This is a genomic window from Mesorhizobium japonicum MAFF 303099, from assembly GCF_000009625.1.
Classification (GTDB): domain Bacteria; phylum Pseudomonadota; class Alphaproteobacteria; order Rhizobiales; family Rhizobiaceae; genus Mesorhizobium; species Mesorhizobium japonicum.
In genome coordinates, this window is the sequence record NC_002678.2 from 4947283 (window position 1) to 4965301 (window position 18019).

At 61.1% G+C, this 18019-nt stretch carries 14 protein-coding genes, 2 pseudogenes and 1 riboswitch; of the genes and pseudogenes, 10 read left to right on the forward strand and 6 right to left on the reverse strand.

The window, feature by feature from the left end; genetic code table 11:
• The first annotated feature begins 260 nt into the window (after window positions 1-260).
• From glyA to MAFF_RS41190, 4 genes and pseudogenes are all read left to right on the forward strand, one after another.
• Entirely contained in the window at window positions 261-1598 is a 1338-nt protein-coding gene (glyA, locus tag MAFF_RS25015) for a serine hydroxymethyltransferase (protein WP_044549102.1), read from the forward strand.
• A gap of 57 nt (window positions 1599-1655) precedes the next feature.
• The gene (metK, locus tag MAFF_RS25020; RefSeq protein ID WP_010913778.1) at window positions 1656-2831 is read left to right on the forward strand and encodes a methionine adenosyltransferase; all 1176 of its coding nucleotides are present in this window, start codon (window positions 1656-1658) and stop codon (window positions 2829-2831) included.
• A gap of 98 nt (window positions 2832-2929) precedes the next feature.
• Window positions 2930-3923: pseudogene (locus tag MAFF_RS25025) on the forward strand (adenosine kinase).
• Between the two features lie 376 nt (window positions 3924-4299).
• Entirely contained in the window at window positions 4300-4899 is a 600-nt protein-coding gene (locus tag MAFF_RS41190; RefSeq protein ID WP_080512099.1) for a cold-shock protein, read from the forward strand.
• A gap of 257 nt (window positions 4900-5156) precedes the next feature.
• Here MAFF_RS41190 and MAFF_RS25035 read toward each other — a convergent pair whose 3' ends face one another.
• Window positions 5157-5621 (reverse strand): MucR family transcriptional regulator, encoded by a 465-nt coding sequence (locus tag MAFF_RS25035; RefSeq protein WP_010913782.1) that lies wholly within the window; start codon window positions 5619-5621, stop codon window positions 5157-5159.
• A gap of 245 nt (window positions 5622-5866) precedes the next feature.
• On the opposite strand from MAFF_RS25035, the gene MAFF_RS25040 reads away from it, so the two are divergent.
• A complete protein-coding gene (locus MAFF_RS25040; protein WP_044549105.1) occupies window positions 5867-6169 on the forward strand; it encodes a DUF982 domain-containing protein in 303 nt (100 codons plus the stop codon).
• A gap of 276 nt (window positions 6170-6445) precedes the next feature.
• Complete coding sequence (locus MAFF_RS25045) at window positions 6446-6694, forward strand: DUF982 domain-containing protein (protein ID WP_044549107.1); 249 nt, start codon at window positions 6446-6448, stop codon at window positions 6692-6694.
• Window positions 6695-7414: 720 nt separating this feature from the next.
• Here MAFF_RS25045 and metE read toward each other — a convergent pair.
• From metE to MAFF_RS25070, 5 genes and pseudogenes are all read right to left on the reverse strand, one after another.
• On the reverse strand, window positions 7415-9745 hold the full coding sequence (gene metE, locus MAFF_RS25050) for a 5-methyltetrahydropteroyltriglutamate--homocysteine S-methyltransferase (RefSeq protein ID WP_010913785.1): 2331 nt from the start codon (window positions 9743-9745) through the stop codon (window positions 7415-7417).
• A gap of 116 nt (window positions 9746-9861) precedes the next feature.
• Window positions 9862-10061, reverse strand: a riboswitch (cobalamin riboswitch).
• A gap of 274 nt (window positions 10062-10335) precedes the next feature.
• A pseudogene (locus MAFF_RS25055) lies at window positions 10336-10590 on the reverse strand (cytochrome P450); the annotation flags it as partial.
• A gap of 5 nt (window positions 10591-10595) precedes the next feature.
• Complete coding sequence (locus tag MAFF_RS25060; protein ID WP_044549111.1) at window positions 10596-11828, reverse strand: cytochrome P450 family protein; 1233 nt, start codon at window positions 11826-11828, stop codon at window positions 10596-10598.
• A gap of 91 nt (window positions 11829-11919) precedes the next feature.
• Window positions 11920-12612 (reverse strand): OmpW/AlkL family protein, encoded by a 693-nt coding sequence (locus MAFF_RS25065; RefSeq protein ID WP_010913788.1) that lies wholly within the window; start codon window positions 12610-12612, stop codon window positions 11920-11922.
• Between the two features lie 230 nt (window positions 12613-12842).
• Window positions 12843-13160, reverse strand: coding sequence for a transposase (locus MAFF_RS25070; RefSeq protein WP_010913789.1), 318 nt, complete (start codon window positions 13158-13160; stop codon window positions 12843-12845).
• 231 nt (window positions 13161-13391) lie between these two features.
• On the opposite strand from MAFF_RS25070, the gene MAFF_RS25075 reads away from it, so the two are divergent.
• The 4 genes from MAFF_RS25075 (at window position 13392) to MAFF_RS25090 (ending at window position 17590) form a co-directional block, all read left to right on the forward strand.
• Window positions 13392-14267: an AraC family transcriptional regulator gene (locus tag MAFF_RS25075; RefSeq protein ID WP_010913790.1), complete on the forward strand. Its 876-nt coding sequence runs from the start codon at window positions 13392-13394 to the stop codon at window positions 14265-14267.
• A gap of 70 nt (window positions 14268-14337) precedes the next feature.
• Window positions 14338-15429: a threonine aldolase family protein gene (locus MAFF_RS25080; RefSeq protein ID WP_010913791.1), complete on the forward strand. Its 1092-nt coding sequence runs from the start codon at window positions 14338-14340 to the stop codon at window positions 15427-15429.
• Window positions 15430-15821: 392 nt separating this feature from the next.
• Entirely contained in the window at window positions 15822-16277 is a 456-nt protein-coding gene (locus MAFF_RS25085; RefSeq protein ID WP_010913792.1) for a GNAT family N-acetyltransferase, read from the forward strand.
• A gap of 344 nt (window positions 16278-16621) precedes the next feature.
• A complete protein-coding gene (locus tag MAFF_RS25090) occupies window positions 16622-17590 on the forward strand; it encodes an omptin family outer membrane protease (protein WP_010913793.1) in 969 nt (322 codons plus the stop codon).
• The last annotated feature ends 429 nt before the right edge of the window (window positions 17591-18019 follow it).

Here is an 18019-nt window from a genome sequence, read left to right on the forward strand (position 1 = left end):
GAGCGCTTGCGCGACACGTCCGGATGCTCGCCAGAGCCGACTTTCTTTGCGGCAACGGACAACGTCCTTGGTCCTCATATCATCTCAATGCAGGGGGCAAGGACGGGGGGTTGGTTCAATTCTTGGTCGATCTCCTGCCCCACGACGATGGGTATCATAAGCGGGACCTGGAGCGGCTCGAGGCGGTGCAAGATGCGTGGTCGACGGGGACTGCTGCTTGATCGTGAAAAGATCTGCCTAAGTGGGAGTGCGAAACTACCATGAAGAACTCCGCTGACGTAGCCATGGCAGAGCCCGGCACATACGGACGGTCTTCCTTGGTCCAGGTCGATTGCCGCGTTCATGAACTGCTTCTACGACAGAGGCGGCAAGAGCGGACGATGCTCAAACTTATCGCATCTGAGAACTTTGCCTCCTCAGCCGTACTGGAAGCGACCGGCTCTATCTTCGCGAACAAGTATGCCGAGGGCTACCCGGGTGCGCGCTACTACGCGGGAAATGAGATCGTCGATGAGCTTGAGACCCTCGCGATCGAGCGCCTGAAAGCGCTATTTGGCAGTGAGCACGCCAACGTCCAGCCTTATTCGGGCTCACCAGCCAACCAGGCTGTCTATCGCGCGCTTTTGAGCCCCCGTGACAAAGTCATGGGGCTGCCGTTGCCCGAAGGGGGCCATCTGACTCATGGGTGGTCCGTCAACTTTTCCGGCACTGATTATCAACGCGTCCCCTATGGGCTGCACGATAAGACGCAGCAAATTGACTATGACCGCTTGCGCGAGACCGCCAGGCGGGAACGGCCGAAACTCATTTGGGTCGGCGGAACTTCCTACCCGCGTGTCTTTGACTACGCGGCAATGGCAGAAATCGCTCTGGAGGCGAACTCTTATCTCGTGGCCGACATCGCCCACATCAGCGGCCTGATTGTCGCTGGAGCGCATCCGAATCCCGTGGTCCATTGCGACGTCGTCACCAGCACATCTCACAAGTCGATCCGCGGCCCCCGTGGAGGCTTTATTTTGTCGAAGAATGAAGATCGTTATCAGGCGCTCTATCATTCCACGAGCAAACACAATCTCGCCAAACGGATTGATCGCGCGGTGTTTCCTCAACTGCAAGGTGGGCCGCACATGAATACCATCGCCGCGCTCGCTGTTGCTTTGCAGGAAGCCGCGACCCCCTCTTTCCGCACCTACGGTCACCAGATCGTCAAGAATGCCAAGGCGCTGGCCGAGGCGCTTCTGGGTCGTGGTTATTATCTGGTCACCGGCGGGACTGACAATCACATGCTGATCCTTGATCTTCGGGACCGGCCGCTATCAGGCAAAGCCTATGCCGAGCGCCTGGCAAGGGCAGGCATCATTACGAACTTTGATATGGTGCCGGGCGACCCGCGCGACCCGACGGTCACAAGCGGAATCCGCTTGGGGTCGCCGGCAGTGACGTCCATGGGCATGCGTGAGGCGGAAATGGTGCAGATCGCCGCTTTCATCGACTCCGTCTGCCGCCAGCCCGACGACCAGGAAGTTCATGCGAGCGTACGAAGAGACGTTGCCGACTTCTGCACTGCGTTCGACGTCCCCGGCATCAGCGACCGGTAAGACCGCCCCAGTCCAGAAACTCCCATCCAACTCCAACACTTGAAGCGAGGACATTCCATGACCAGGCAGTTCGTGTTCTCTTCCGAATCCGTCGGCGCGGGACACCCCGATAAGATGGCAGATAACATCTCGGATGCCATCCTCGATGCCATCCTCCGCACCGACCCGAAGGCGCGCGTCGCCTGTGAAACGTTGGTGAAGACAGGGATGGTCGTTCTGGCTGGAGAGATCACCAGCCACGCGGTGATCGATTATACTCAAGTTGCCCGCGATACGATCCTCGATATTGGCTACGACGACGATGGCATCGGCTTTGATGGTCGACGTTGCGCCGTCGTTCTGGCTCTCACCGAGCAGTCGCCCGACATAAGCCAGGGCGTTGATGAGGGACGAGGGCAGGATCTCGAGCAGGGGGCGGGGGATCAGGGCCTCATGTTTGGATTCGCATGCAACGAGACGGATACATTGATGCCCTTGCCGATCCAACTCGCTCATCATTTGACGAAAAGACAGGCTGAGGTCCGGAAAACGGGACAGCTTGGCTGGCTGCGTCCGGATGTGAAATCTCAAGTGTCCGTACGCTACGAGGGTTTGCGCCCGGTGGCGCTGGATACCATTGTCCTGTCGACGCAGCATGATGAGGCGGTCTCACAAGCCACGGTCCGGGAAGGGGTCATTGAGGAGATCATAAAACCGGTCCTGCCGACCCACCTGGATACGACAGGGATCAGATTTCTGGTCAACCCAACAGGGCGGTTCGTGGTCGGTGGGCCTGCCGGCGACTGCGGCCTCACTGGACGCAAGATCATCGTCGATTCCTACGGTGGAACGGGGCGTCACGGCGGCGGCGCCTTTTCGGGCAAGGACCCATCCAAGGTTGACCGCTCGGCCGCCTATGCCGCCCGGTATGTCGCGAAGAATATCGTTGCCAGCGGCCTTGCCGAGGTCTGCGAGGTTCAACTCGCCTACGCGATCGGCGTGGCCAGTCCGGTTTCTGTCATGGTCAACACCTTCGGAACTGCAAGGATCGAGGAAAAAAGGATCGAGTGCCTTGTTCTTGAGCTTTTCGATCTCCGACCGAAAGGCATCATCAAGATGCTTGATCTCGTACGCCCGATATACCGCAACACGGCGACATACGGACACTTCGGCCGTGAAGAGCCTGAGTTCACCTGGGAGAAGACGGACAGAGCCGACGACTTGCTGCGTGAAGCAGGACCGGCAGCTGCGTGAGGGCCGCTGGATCAAGCGCATGCGGCAACCCTTTTCCTCGCTAGACCCCCGCCCGGCCGGCATAGCAGAAAGCCGCTGGGTAGTAGGCGGAGACATTGATGCCGGATTATGACGTGCTTTGTATCGGCAATGCCATCGTCGACATCATCGCCCAGTGCGACGAGGCGTTCCTGGAGACGAACGGCATCATCAAGGGCGCGATGAACCTGATCGACACGAGGCGCGCCGAGCTGCTCTACAGCCGCATGGGCCCGGCCATCGAAGCCTCCGGCGGCAGCGCCGGCAACACGGCGGCTGGCGTTGGGTCTTTCGGCGGCCGCGCCGCCTTCTTCGGCAAGGTCTCCAACGATGGGCTGGGCGAAATCTACGCCCACGACATCCGCGCGCAGGGCGTCGCCTTCGACACCAAGCCGCTCACGGGCGAGCCGCCGACGGCGCGCTCGATGATCTTCGTCACACCCGACGGCGAACGCTCGATGAACACCTATCTCGGCGCCTGCGTCGAGCTTGGGCCGGAGGATGTCGAGGCCGACAAGGCATCGGGCGCCAAGGTCACCTATTTCGAAGGCTATCTGTGGGACCCGCCGCGCGCCAAGGAGGCGATCCGGCAGACGGCCAGGCTGGCGCATGCCGCAGGCCGCGAAGTCTCCATGACGCTGTCGGATTCGTTCTGCGTCGACCGCTACCGCGACGAATTCCTCGAGCTGATGCCGCTCGGGCACGGTCGACATCGTCTTTGCCAACAGCCACGAGATCAAGTCGCTCTACCAGACATCGTCCTTCGACGAGGCGCTGGCCAAGATCCGCAAGGACTGCAGAATAGCCGCCGTCACCCGCTCGGAAAAAGGCTCGGTCATCGTGCGCGGCGACGAGACCGTGGTGATCCAGGCGACGGCGATCCGGGAACTGGTCGACACGACGGGCGCCGGCGATCTCTACGCCGCCGGTTTCCTGCATGGCTATACGCAAGGCCGCGACCTCAAGACCTGCGGCGACCTTGGCTCACTGGCGGCCGGATTGGTGATCCAGCAGATCGGACCCAGGCCACGGCAGAACCTGCGCCGCGAGGCGGAACAGGTGGGGTTGCTGTAGGGGGGCGATTTAGTGACGAGCTGCCCGTCTGCCCTCCTGGAGGCTGTGCGGAAAAGTGCGCGTAAATCGAAATGTCGGCTGCGCATCCGCATAAGACGCAGCCGCGGCACGTCACGAACGAAACAGTTGATGGCGGTGCCGCCCTTCAGCGCGACCCTTTTGCCGTGCGATATGGGGAACGCGTTCGGATCAGCAGGTCGACCTGTCGCATATTGCTCATCCGCCATCGTCGACTTCGTGTGCAACAGGTCGGCCGGGATCGTGATGCGATAGAGCGGGTGAAGCGGCCAACTGGTGAATTGACATCAATGCATCGCCCGATTGAGATTATCCTGCCGGGAGGCGCAATGAGGTGTTCAGCCGAGTCGAGACGATCATGGGAAAATATAAAGACCATCGTGAGCCACGCCGGCATCGTCATGACGATGACCCGGTTTCTTTTGCGGAACGGCCTTCCGAGCTAAGCTACTTTCAGCGTTCGTCCACTGTAACCGCGGATCCTGTCGACGCCGAAGTGGTGTGGTTCAACACCAGCAAGGGTTTTGGCTTTGTCAAATTGCCGGAAGGCATCGAGGCCTATCTGCACATCCGGGTGCTGGAGGCGGCCGGGAGCCGCGGTGTTTCCGAGGGAACGCGTCTGAAGGTCACAACGGAAGAAAGTCCAAGAGGTCATCAGGTCGCGCAAGTGCTGGAGGTCAGCGATCAGACCGCGAGAACTCAGCTACATACGCGTCGCACTGGAGAGTCCACCGCCGGGACGAGTGCCCAGGTGGAGAGCGAGGGCACGGTCAAGTGGTACAATCCCCAAAAGGGCTTCGGCTTCATTGCTCCTGAAAACGGTGAGAAGGACATCTTCGTTCATGCCACCGCGCTGACCCGCTCAGGACTGAGCATGCTGATGGAGGGTCAGAAGGTGTTTGTCCAATGCGGGCAGGGCAAGAAAGGCCTGGAAGTTCGGAGCATTCGCCTCGCTTAGAGCCAAATGCGTTGGCCTACCAAGATTGCGCCTCAGACAAAGAAAAAGCCCGCTACCGGGAGGAGGTGGCAGCGGGCTCGATTTAGAATGAGACGCGGGAGGAGGTGCGCCCCATTCAGCGTCGGCACCACATCTGGGAGGAGTAGATGGCCGACACCATGATCATACCGATAGCCCTGGATATTGCAACGCACAAATTTTATCTCGCGAGTGCGAAATGATGCCTGATCCGCTTAGCCTATCCTGAAAAAGTGTGGTCAGGCTGCCGCTTTCTTGCGGGCACGCTTGGCAGGTGCCGGCGTTTCCGGTTCCTTCGGCTTGCGGCCCAGACCCATGGTCTTGGCCAATGCCGAGCGCGCCGCAGCGTAGTTCGGCGCCACCATAGGATAGTCCGCCGGCAGCTCCCATTTCGCGCGATATTCGTCGGGCGTGAGGCCATAGTGGGTGGCCAGGTGACGCTTGAGCGACTTGAACTTCTTACCGTCCTCAAGGCTGATAATGTAGTCGGGTGTAACCGATTTTCTGATCGGTACGGCAGGCTTGAGAGCTTCCGATTTTTCTGGTGCGGCACCACCAGCAGTGCCTTTCAATGCGATGTGGATCTGGCCGATAAGCCCAGGCAGTTCACCGACGGGAACCGGATTGTTCGAAACATAGGCTGAGACGACATGGGCGGTGAGTTCGATGAGGTTGTCGGCTTTGCTCTCGGTTTCTTCGGTCATGAAAACGCTCCTGCGGAATTAGAGTAGCCGGGTAAGAATCATCTCGTAGCTTAATAGTGACGACCGCGTTTGATGGCAACCAAAGCCATTGCATGATGTGTTGGCGGATCGCTGCACGCCCGGTCGCCGTCGCGGATCTTCCTCTTGAACCGTCATCGCCCTGACAACACATTGTGTCAGGGTCGCCGTGTCGATGCGGCGCCTCTTCACCGCAAATTGGCTATTTAGAAAGTTGGGAGAAACCAATGAACGCTGAGGCTTTCAGCAGCCCCCTTTTTGTGAAGCGCGCAACGCACATCATCCAAGAGATCGCCGGCCTTGCGGATGCAATCGATTTTCTCAATGAATGGCCGGAAGATCGCAGAGACATGATCCACGAAGCCGCCCTGAGGGCATGCTACGATGCGTACGATGGGCGCAAGCCGGTAAGCACGGCGCGCAATGCCTTTTTCGGCTTTGCGAAGCGGGTCGCCATCTTGGAAGATTCAACCTCCGCGATGCAGTGGATCGCCGCCTGCAGATCGGGCAGTGGAAAAGTGCAGGTGTAGATTTCGACGACGAGTTTGAGACTGGCGCGAGCCGCGTCGAATAGTGCAGTATGCACAGGTTTCACGGTTAGACCACGCGAATGAGAAGCAGTTCCTCACCACCAACTGCAAAACCGCAGATCGCACGCAAGCTGACCATGGCCAGACGCGCCTCATGGCGATGGCTTGCTCGCCAATGGCCAGGCTCAGTGGCGCAGATGCAGCGGTCCCGTTCGGCTGAGTAAAGAAATGCGACCCGGGCTGTTTGCCGCATAGTGGCTGTGGAGAAGGGGAGAGATGACCGGCTTGATCAGATTTGAGAGGCCAGTCGTTGTTCAGCTTAGCCGCCGCAGCTCGGAGCGTATCGTGTTCGACGTCAACGACGCGGCCGCTATCTTGCTCCGGGATCTGCATCATGAGACCGATAAACGCAGAATAGCGATGGACACCTGTCTGCAGGTGTTACGCGGTAAGACCCATCCCCCAGCCGCTCGACGAGCTTTCGTCGCAGCGGCACTCGAAGCACGCATTCTGCGCAGCGATTGAGATTTGGGATGCCGCTCGTGAATTTCGGCCGTCTGCACATCGCTATTGAGCGCGGTCCGAACACCCCTGCCGGCTCCGCCAGGAGCGAGCCAACCCCGCAATTTCCGCGACGGCTTTCCTGGTCCGGCGCCGGATCTTGACCATCAAAACACAAGGGGTCCGCCTGCCAGCTGCGGCCGCTCGGCTTCGCCGTCGCGGTGATCGTGATTGAAGCCAGAGGCAGACAGAGCCATCGAGCGGGAATTGGCCCGGTGCAGATGGCGGAGCGTCGATGCCGCCTCAAAAGTCTAGAAGCGCTGTTTGACCCTTGCCCCAGCTTGGCCCTGCATCCGATCTCCCGCAACACGCTCCGCGGACCGGCGCCGCGTGATCGCTGATGCTTCTCCCGATGGTCGGGACCGGGGGGTTCGGCGACCAAGGTCGGGGAGATGATGGTGATGCTGGATTATCCCAATCCGGAATAATCCGAAACTGGCTGGCGGTGAGCCGTCTCGTTTCTGGCCGGCTCATTTGGGGCCCAAGCCTCCTTCGATCGCCAGCCAACGGCGGCCTCTGGAACAGCTGACTTCGACGCGCCATGACAAGGGCCTCGGCCAGGCCAAGCTTGCCGAGGCGCTTTCGTCACGGGCAGCTCGATTGCCTTGGGCGCGCCGGATAGACTCCCCCAAGGATGCCCGGTGTGTGGCGTTGCCGCTCACCGCCGGCGAGTGGCACCGAGCCCTACGCCGTCTGCGCTTTTTGCCGAATTGCGCGTGCCGCAGCCACCATGTTCACCAGGGCAGGGCGGACCTCCTCCCACCTGCGCGTTTTGAGACCGCAGTCGGGATTCACCCACAGTTGGCCATCCGACAATCGCTTGCGCGCAAGCATGATGAGGTTGGAAATTTCGCCCACTTCCGGGACCCGCGGCGAGTGAATGTCATAGACGCCGGGACCGATCTCGTTCGGATACTTGAAGGTTCGCAGCGTATCGAGCAGTTCCAACTGCGAGCGCGAGGTTTCAATGGAGATCACATCGGCATCCATTGCAGCAATCGCGTCCACGATGTCGCCGAACTCGGAGTAGCACATATGGGTGTGAATCTGGGTCGCATCGCCAACCGCCGTTGAAGCCAGCCGGAAGCATTCGACGGCCCAGTCGAGATAGGCCTGCCAGTCGGCCTCGCGCAGCGGCAAGCCCTCGCGCAGTGCGGCTTCGTCGATCTGGATCATCTTGGCGCCGGCCTTTTCGAGGTCGCTCACTTCATCGCGAATGGCGAGCGCGACTTGGCGGCAGACGGCTGAGCGCGGAAGGTCGTCTCGGACGAAGGACCAGTTGAGGATCGTCACCGGGCCGGTAAGCATGCCCTTCACCGGCTTTGGCGTCAGCGACTGGGCGTATCGCCACCAGTGTAGTGTCATCGGATTTTGTCGCGACACATCGCCAATGATGATCGGGGGTCGCACAAAGCGCGAGCCATAGCTCTGCACCCACCCATGCTGCGTGAAGGCAAAGCCGCGGAGCTGCTCGGCGAAATACTGCACCATATCGTTGCGCTCGAATTCGCCGTGGACCAGCACGTCGAGTCCGATCTCTTCTTGCCAGCGAACGGCGGCTTCTATCTCTTTTTTCAGGAAGGCCTCATAGTCGACGTAACTCAGCTCGCCCTTGGCATGGGCTGCCCGCGCCTTGCGAACCTCGGCTGTTTGCGGGAAGGAGCCGATCGTCGTGGTGGGGAAGGATGGCAAGCCAAACGTGTCGCCCTGAAGCTTGGAGCGCACGTCGAATGCGCTCTTCCGGCGCGTCATGGCGACCTTGATGCTGGCGACCCGACCTTCGACGAGCGGATCATGCACCTTAGCGGATGTCGCGCGAGCGGCGGCAGCCTCAGCCGACGCCTCCAGTTCGGCGGCGACCGCGTCCCGGCCTTCAGCCAGGGCACGGGCGAGCACGACCAGCTCGTCGGTTTTTTGCGCCGCGAAGGCGAGCCACGATTTCACGTCCGCATCGAGGGCCGTCTCCATGTCCAGGTCGATCGGCACATGCAGCATCGAGCAGGACGGGGCGATCTCCACTCGGTCCAGCGGCCAGCCGGCGACGATCGGCTTGATGCGGTCAAGTATGGCAGGCAGGTTCGCGCGCCAGACGTTGCGGCCGTCGATCAGCCCGAGCGAGAGGACAAGGTCCTTCTGCGCAAGCCGGCCGACGGTCTCCAACTGCTCTGGAGCGCGCACGAGATCGACGTGCAGTCCCGCCACGGGCAGAGAAATTGCGGTCTCGAGATTGTCTCCCAGCGATCCGAAATAGATAGCGACCATGATCTTCAACTCCGGTGCTGCTTTTGACAGCCGGCAGTAGGCGAATTGGAGCGCATCCCGTTCGTTGGGAACCAGATCGACCACGAGCGCCGGCTCATCGATCTGCACCCAATCGGCTCCCGCGAGCTTCAGCCTCCGCAGGAGCTCCTCGTAGACGGGCAGCAGCCGTGGCAGGAGCGCGATAGGGTTGAAACCTTCCTCAGGTGACTTCGCCAACTTGAGAAAGGTAACCGGTCCAAGCAGGACCGGGCGCGTGTGGATGCCGAGCGCCTTGGCCTCGAGGAAATGATCGACCGGTTTCGCCGACGAGAGGGCAAAGCTCTGATCGTCGGTAAGTTCCGGCACAATGTAGTGATAGTTGGTGTCGAACCATTTGGTCATTTCCATCGCGGCAAGGCCATGCCCGTTGGCCGCATGCTCGTCACCGGCATGTCCGCAATCAGCGGCCTGATCTTGGTTGCCGCGCGCCATTGCGAAATAGGTATCGAGTGGGACCTCGCCGTCAGTCCAAGTGTATCGTGCCGGCACGGCGCCGACCATGGCGACGGTGTCGAGCACATGGTCATAAAGCGAGAAATCGTTGGACGGGATTTTCGACACGCCGCGATCGTGCTGCTCCCTCCAGCTGGCGGCGCGTAGCGCCTTCGCCGTCGCGAGCAGGTCGGCAGCGGGAGATTTTCCGGACCAGTAGCTTTCAAGCGCGAATTTGAGTTCCCGCCGTCGACCGATACGCGGCACGCCGAGCGTTGCCACTGGAATTTGTTGAGAGACAGTCATGCCATACCCCGATGGTTGGGGCGTGGGGACAAGGAACGCGCGAGCAGGCGGCACGAAGCCAGGCTACCGCGGCCACCGAGACACCCCGCCCGTGGACGTTGTTCGTCGTGGCAGGTCTCCTGGCTCGCGGGTCAAAGCCTCTGCCCGTCTTCCCGAGGCCGTTCGCCTCAGTGACACCAATGGGCTTGGCTCGCCGCTAACAGTTGCGGGGGCAGCGCCGGCATCGCACCGGCTTCCCTCTTAGCTCCGCTACGGCAGTGCCGCGCGGAGAACCACGACATGCGCACAATCACAGCAGCTTCGCTTCTTGTCAATACATATAACGAGATGTTTATGTGATGATGCGAATAATGCCCTTGCGCTGATCGGTCTCTTTCGCCCAAAGCCGCTTACGATGCCGCCTCTTATCAGTGCAGGCTCGGAGAGATCCTTGTCCCCATCGGCGACGCCGGATCAGATCGAGGTCGCCGGGCTCAAAGGGCGTAAAGTCGGGCCAGGTCGTCACGGTCAGCCGGGAATCCCGGTACTTGTTCCCGCTCGGCTTCGCTCAGCGTCCTTGCGCACTCGCCCATCAGCACGCTGATAACCATGTCCGGAAGCGGAAAGGAGAGGTGGCGCCTCAGGTCGGCGGACTGGGGCTGGGCCGCCAGCGTCTCGAACAACTGCGCGGCGATCGCCTCGACCTGCTGCGCGAGCAGCTTCACCCTGCGATTGCTGAAGGCCGGCGCCACGATCGAGCGTAACCGGGCATGCTCGCCCCCCTCGTGCGAGACCAGCCACCCCGGCGAACCGAGAATCACCGAATCCGGGGTGAATGCCGCACTCTCTAAGCGACGGAAGGGCGGAAGCTGACCGGCAGGCGCTGCGGGCAGCGAATGACGTAAGACGGCATGTAGACGACGTCCTCCGCAGCGATGGTCAGCGCCAGATCCTCCAGCCGCCCGAACAGCGGGGGGAAGGCGCAGCGCAATTCCAGGCGCGCCAGCGCAGCGCCCAGGCAGGAATGCGGCCCCTCGCCGAATGACAAATGCGGGTTGTGCCGCCGGGTGACATCGAACCTGTTGGCGCCGGGACCGAAGGCCTTTTCGTCCCGGTTCGCCGCATGGAACGCCATCAGGACGGCATCGCCGCGGCGGACCAGGCATCCGTCGATCTCCACGTCCTGGGTGGCATAGCGGAACGGCAGATTGGCCGCTGAGGTGCCCCAGCGCAGGATCTCCTCGATCGCCTGTGACCACGGAACTTGGCCGCTGCGCACCAAGTGCAGTTGCTGCGGATGCGTCAGCAATGCCAGCACGCCATTGCCGATGACGCCGGCGGTGGTCACGAAGCCCGCAGAGAGCACCATGAACAGCATGTCGATGAGCTCGGTGTCGGAAACGAGCTCGCCTTTGTCACGCGCGACGATCAGGGCCGAAGCCAGATCATCGCCGAGCTGGCCCCGCTTGAGCGCGATCAGGCGACGGAAGAACTCCGGGATGCGCTGCCGCGTCTGTCGCACCTCTTCGGCTGTGGCGGAGGTGCTGGCCAGGCTGTAGGTGAGCGCGACGATCTCTTCGCGCTGTTCGTCCGGCAAACCGAACAGTTCGGCGATCACGTTGGTGGGCAGCGGAGCGGCGAACTCGCTCATCAGATCGGCACTGCCGCCGCGCTGCGCCATCTCGGCCAGGAGTCGATCGACGCATTGTTCGACCCGTGGCGCCAGCAAGGCGATACGACTGGGCGCGAAGCTGCTGGACAGCAGGCCGCGCAAGCGCCGGTGATCGGCGCCGTGCGCCGTGGTCATGTTGTCCACTTTGCATATCCCGATCAGCGGATGATCCTCGGGAATCTCGCCGTCCTGCAGCGCCCGCCACTGTCGCCAGTCCTTGTTGAAACGCTGGTCGGAAAGCATCTGCCTGAGCGTCTGGTGACGGGCTGCCGCCCAGGTCACCACATCGCCTGGCAGCGACACTCGCGCCATCCCCCCCTGCCGCAGAATCGCAGAAGAAAGACGATCAAGTTGCGTGGGAGCGGCCGGCACACCGATCACGTCGCAATGATCGTTTTCTACGCGCATGCCAACAACTCCTTTAAGAACCATCGCGGGTCCACTTCTCGGCACGGAAGATTCCGCGCGCGGACTTCGAAAAGTGCCCCGTGCTTCGTCCTCAGAAGCGGTAGGTCAGACCTGCGCCTATCACCCAGGGATCGAGCTTGGCCTTGCCCGTGAGCTTGGCGCCGGCGACAGTGACGTCGAAGTCGGGCTTGAGGAAAAGCTTCTTCACGTCGAAGTTGACGCCCCAGTGCTGGTCCACCATGTAGTCGAATCCGACCTGCAGCGCGGCGCCGAATGTGTTCTTGACCTTGAGATCATCGGCGCTGCCGACTTGCTGATGATAGAAGATCGTATAGTTCACGCCGGCGCCGATATAGGGCTCGAAGGCGCCGAAATCGGTAAAATGATACTGCAATGTGAGCGTGGGCGGCAGCAGCCAAACCTTGCCGACCTTGCCAAGCCCGCCGATCGCACCTTGGCCATCGATGTTGGCATAGGTGGTGCCGAGTATGAGTTCGGCGGCGATGTTGTCCGTGAAGAAGTACGAAATATCGAGTTCCGGCGTCACGGTGTTCGAATAGGAAAGACCGGAGCCGGGCACCGCATTGACATAGCCCGAATCCTCGGTGATCACCCCCAACGCACGCAGACGGATCTGCCAGGGGCTTGGCGCTTCCGCGACGCAGGCTTCTGCCTGCGGGACGCTCGCGGCTTGCCCAACATCTGCCGCGCCGGCCTGTCCCGCAACGATGAGGACGACAGCCGCTGTCATTGCCCGCGCCACGCCAATTCGCGCTCTCGCCATACTTTTCTCTCCTTGATCTTCAGAAGCGACGCACTGCGCCTTGATTGAATCCTGCTCGCATCAATCGAGATTGACGGAGCGCTCATGCGGGATAGCCCCCGCATGTGTCGTGCCAAATGAGAAAATCGTTGCAGAACAATGCGGTCACTCCGATAGCGCTGTGTCTCATGTCCGACTTCGTCGAAGATCCGACAATGAGTGCAGCCGTAGCCGCCCCTGGTAGCCGTTCGTCAACATCGGCCGGCAGTTCGTTGGCATGCTCGTACTCGGCTTCGAGTTTTGGCGTATTCTGCGTTCAGCGCTTTGATCGGCGCCTGCTGCTTCGCCGTCAGGCCGGGGAACGTTCCAGCCAGTTGGCGCAGTTCGTGGGCATGTCCGTAAGGCGTCTCGACCGCGACCGATATGGGCGGGAAATCCTTTGGCAGCATGCGCCAGCCGCCATCTGATCGGGCCATGTAGCGGATCGCGTTCAAGACCTCGCGCAGGTCCGTCACCACGCGCCGCCCGGTCTTGGGCGCGCCCGGCAGGAACGGTTTATCCGCGACCATTCCTCATGCGTCAGATCGGAGGGGATAGCGCTTGGTCTTCTTCTTGATATCGGCCACACGGCCACGCGTCGCTCGGGTCCACATCCCAAGCTTGAAACACGATTAATCCCGCCAATCCGCTGCCCGCCCTGCAGCAGGCCCCTCTTCGGGCGGCAATTAATCCTGCTTCGGTTTGAAATTCGCGACGTGTGCACGATATCGTTGTGACGACCGACCTGGATTGATCATCAAGTGGCCGATACCGCCATAGAATGCGGCGAAAAGGCGCGCGGCCGTTCTGAACCTCCGGGCCGACCGCCGCGCAATCGTGCGGTGATGAAGCACTCCGATGTCCTTGGCGGGCTCGATTACCTGGCGGCGGATTATCACCGGCAGGATTTCTCCAAGCATATCCACAACGAGTATCTGATCGGGCTGATCGAGCGAGGCATCCATGATGTCTGGTGCCGAGGTGAGGTTTGGCACGCCGGTAGCGGCACGGTCGCGACCTTCGCGCCCGGCGAACCGCATTTCGGGGGTGCTGGTGACGATCTTGGCTGGAGCCAGAAAATCTTCTACATGCCCGAAGGCCTTATCCGGCAAGTCCTTGGAGACAGCGGCCAAAACGAACCCGGAACGATCGACTTCAGGAGCCCGTTCCAGGAGAATGCGGTCGTTGCGCACGGCCTCGGCACGCTATGGCGCCTGCTTGAACATGGGCGTAGCTCGGCACTGGAGATCGAGGAGTATCTGATCCGTTTCCTGCCCCACGTCTTCGCACAGGCCGGCGGGTCGCGCGTTGCAGGGCCAAAATTCGTGCCATCGAGGTTCCGCGACGTATGTGACTTCATCCATGCCCACTTTGACGAAGTTCTGCAGCTCGCCGCCCTGGCCGCCCTCGCCGGATGCTCCAAGGCGACGTTGATCGATGGCTTCAAGGCGCATTTCGGGTTGCCCCCCACCCGTTACCTGATCCAGGTCCGCATCGACGAGGCGCGACGGCTGCTGAGGCGAGGCCAGCACGTCGCCGATGTCGCCGTCGCGGTCGGGTTCGCGGACCAGAGCCACCTGACCCGGCACTTCAAGGCGGTGTTGGGGGTGACGCCGGCGCGTTACCTCTCGGTTTGAATATCGTTCAATAAAGCGCGCGGCGAACCGTCTAGCTTGGACGCTCAATGGATGAAAAGAGCGTCAGACCATGAACGAAAGCAAGCAGACCCGCCCCCGCGGCTTTACCAGCGACAACATCGCCGGCGTCTCCCCCGAGGTGATCGCAGCCATCACCGCGTGCGCGTCAGGTCAGGCGCTTCCCTACGGCAACGATGAGCTGACGCATACCGTCGAGCACCAGCTCGCCGAGGTGTTCGAGCATGCGGTCGACGTGTTCCTCGTTTCGACGGGGTCGGCGGCGAACGCGCTGGCGCTCGCGGCGATTACGCCGCCATGGGGCAGCATCCTCTCGCACGCCGACGCACACATCAACCGCGACGAGTGCGGCGCGCCGGAGTTCTACACCGCCGGTGCGAAGTTGGTGCAGCTTCCAGGCGAGGCTGGCAAAATCGACATCGACGCCTTGGCGGCCAATGCCATGCGCATGGTGGGCGATATCCACTCGGTCCAGCCCTCCAGCGTCAGCATCACGCAGGCGACCGAGATGGGATCGGTCTACGCGCTCGACGAGATCAAGGCCATCAGCCATATCTGCCGGTCAGCGAACCTGCCGCTCCACATGGACGGTGCTCGCTTCGCCAACGCCCTCGTCACTCTGCGCTGCTCGCCGGCCGAGATGACGTGGAAGGCCGGCGTCGACCTTGTGTCATTTGGCGCCACGAAGAATGGAACGTTTGGGGTCGATGCGGTCGTCTCGTTCCGCGGAGATCTCGCGAGCACGATCGCCTTTCGCCAAAAGCGGGCCGGCCAGTTGAGTTCCAAGATGCGCTTCATGGCGGCGCAAATGGACGGTTATCTGAGGGACGGTGTCTGGCTTCGCAACGCGGTCCATGCCAATGCGATGGCATCGGCGCTCGCGCGGGGGTTGGCCCTGGTGCCAGGCGTGAAGATCCAGCAGCGTCCCGAGGCCAACATCCTGTTCTGCCGACTTCCCACGTCCCTGATCCGGGGGCTGCTCGACATGGGATTCCGCTTCTACCATGATCGCTGGGAGCCCGGGATCGTGAGGTTCGTCACCTCTTTCGCGACGACCGAGGCCGACGTGTCCGACTTGATCGGCGCGGCAACCAGCCTCTGCGCACCGGTCGGCTCGGCTCGTGTTCCGGCTGGCGCCGAATGAGTGTGGCGACCGTCGAGCGCTCTCGCCGCCCGTCACGGATGTCCTCTTTGCTCGACTGCATTGATGATCCGAGCGTTCTGGCCGCACGGGCATCTCAGGCTGTATCTTTTGTCTCAGGCCTTTTAGACTTGCAGCTTCATCCTACCTCGGCAAGGCGGCTTCACCGTACGGTTACGAAGTAACCGGGTTGATTTTCTGTAAGAAGGTCCCCTATCTGCGCAATTCACTTCAAGTCATCCGTAATCCGGCATGCCTGTAATATTTATTTTGCATTTTTTTATCATATTTTTGATGAAAAATGCTGTCCATTGGTCAGAGTTACCTAAAAGAGTGAGTCGGATCTGCGCGGATAGCAGCATGAATCGGGATTTTGACCACTAGCAGGAGAAAATATGCCTTCCATATCTACGCGCCGCGCCAACGCAACGGACGCAGGGATGGTCGTCCGTTTTATTCACGCGCTACTCGATGAACTCACTGGCGGGAAAGCGCCCGCGCCCGACGACGTGAGACAAAGCGCGCAGATAATGCTTGCCGACGCTGGCGTGGTCGCAGTGATCGCAAGTGCAGATGACGAGCCGGTCGGCATCATGGTGCTGAATGAATGCACGGCGATTTATGCAGGAGGTAAGTTCGGCTATATTTCGGAGCTGTATGTTCGACCCGAAAAGCGCTCCAAAGGGATTGCCCCTCAACTGCTTGAGGTCGCCTCGCGGGAAGGCCATGCGCGTGGTTGGAAGCGACTTGAGCTTGCAGCGCCCAGGCAACCAAAATGGAAGCGCACGCTCGATTTCTACCTGCGCAACGGGTTCGAGGAACTCGGCCCTCGGCTCTTTCGGATTATCTAGACTAGAGAGTTTGCTATGGGCTGCTCAAAGCAACCTGCACGATCTCAGCGGATTGAGGTCCGGCGTGGTCGCTGCCTGCCGCTGCAATCGAACCAGCATCGTCATCGTAAATGTGTGCCTCGGATAATGCAGGGTTCCCGTCACGCCGGCCGCCCGGAACGCATCGGCAAAAACCGCCCGTTAATCGGGTCACGCTAACGGCGTTTCCTTGAGTGTTGAGGAACAGAGCCGAGGGCGGCGATTTTGCCAACCTACAGGGGCGCTGCATAGACGACCGCACCTGACGTGCACCCGGTTACGCTGCGTATAACCAAATGGCGGATCATTCCCATGAGGGTAGTCCTATGAAATTGTACGCGAAAGTCTTTGGTGGAGCGGCAGCGTTGCTCGCTGCCTGGCCGGCGATGGCCAGCGACGCGGTGGCGAGCGAACCGGCGCCCTACAATCCCAATTTCTCTTTCGTTGGCGGCGTCGGCGTCATCGACATCCAGGCCAACGAGCTGGTCTATCAGGCTCCCGGCAGCGGCTCGAAGCTGAGCCACCTTATCTGGGAATCCACCTCTGCGGTCATTTCAGCCGAGATGACGGCGCGCAGCGAGGCCGGCTGGACCGCCAAGCTTTCCGGCCAGATCGCCTTCAGCGGCAACAGCTACATGGAAGACTATGACTGGAACCCGTCATTCTCGACCAATGATGGCTGGAACGACTGGAGCAACCGTTCGCGCCACTGCGACACCGATCTTGATTACTTCTATTCGGCAACCGTCGCGCTCGGCCACGATTTCCAGTTCAGCGACCAGCTGCTGATCAACGTCAACGGTGGTTTCAAGTACACCTCGGTCAAGTGGACTGCCTATGGCGGCTCCTATGTCTACAGCGTTGCCGGCTTCCGGGATTCGGTTGGCGACTTCCCAGGAGACGCAAAGGCCATCAGCTACCAGCAGAAATTGCCGGTCGCCTTCGCCGGCATCGATGCGACCTATGTCCAGGATCGCTGGAACTTCGGCTTTGCGCTGAAGGGCGGCACGACCTTCTCGGCCGGCGCTACCGATCATCACTGGATGCGTGACCTGCGCTTCGAGGATGATTTCGAATCGGCGCCGGTTCTGATGGTCGGCGGCAGCGTCGGCTACCAGTACAACGAGCGGACCAGCTTCTTCGTCTCCGGTTCCTACGTAAAGGTGTTCACCGCTCGCGGCGACTACAACACCTATGACATTGCGACCGGCGCAGAGACTGGCGGCGAAGACGACTGGATCGGCGGCGATTTTGCCGCGGCGACAGTGATGGTCGGCATCAAGACCTCGTTCTGATTGAACGAGTGCGACCGGAACGCCAAACCGATGTCCGCACGGCGCAGAAATCTGACGCGCCCGCGCGCCTGACGGCGCGTGCCGGGTGCTCGTGAACCGAGCCCGCTTTTTCTTCGGCAGGCTCAGGCGGTCTCGGCCATCCGGCTTCGCCCCCTGGCGCGGGCAGCCTGTCGGCTGCTGTCGGATTTGTGTGGTCGCCCTGACAGCAGTTTCGATCCGTCGGACCGCATCTCGCAGCTGGTCTGCTCCGGCTGCGAGGCGAAGCGGGGAAAACCCGGTTTCCAACGAAGGCAGCGATCCTTACGGGCATCTGTCAGATCCGCCGTTTTCAAAGCCACGGCAGGTAGGTCCTCGAGGGTTTACTGATCGACTCGACCGTTTGGCCGCTGATGGGCCGCTATCTGCAGCGCGTTCAGGCCTCCCGACAAG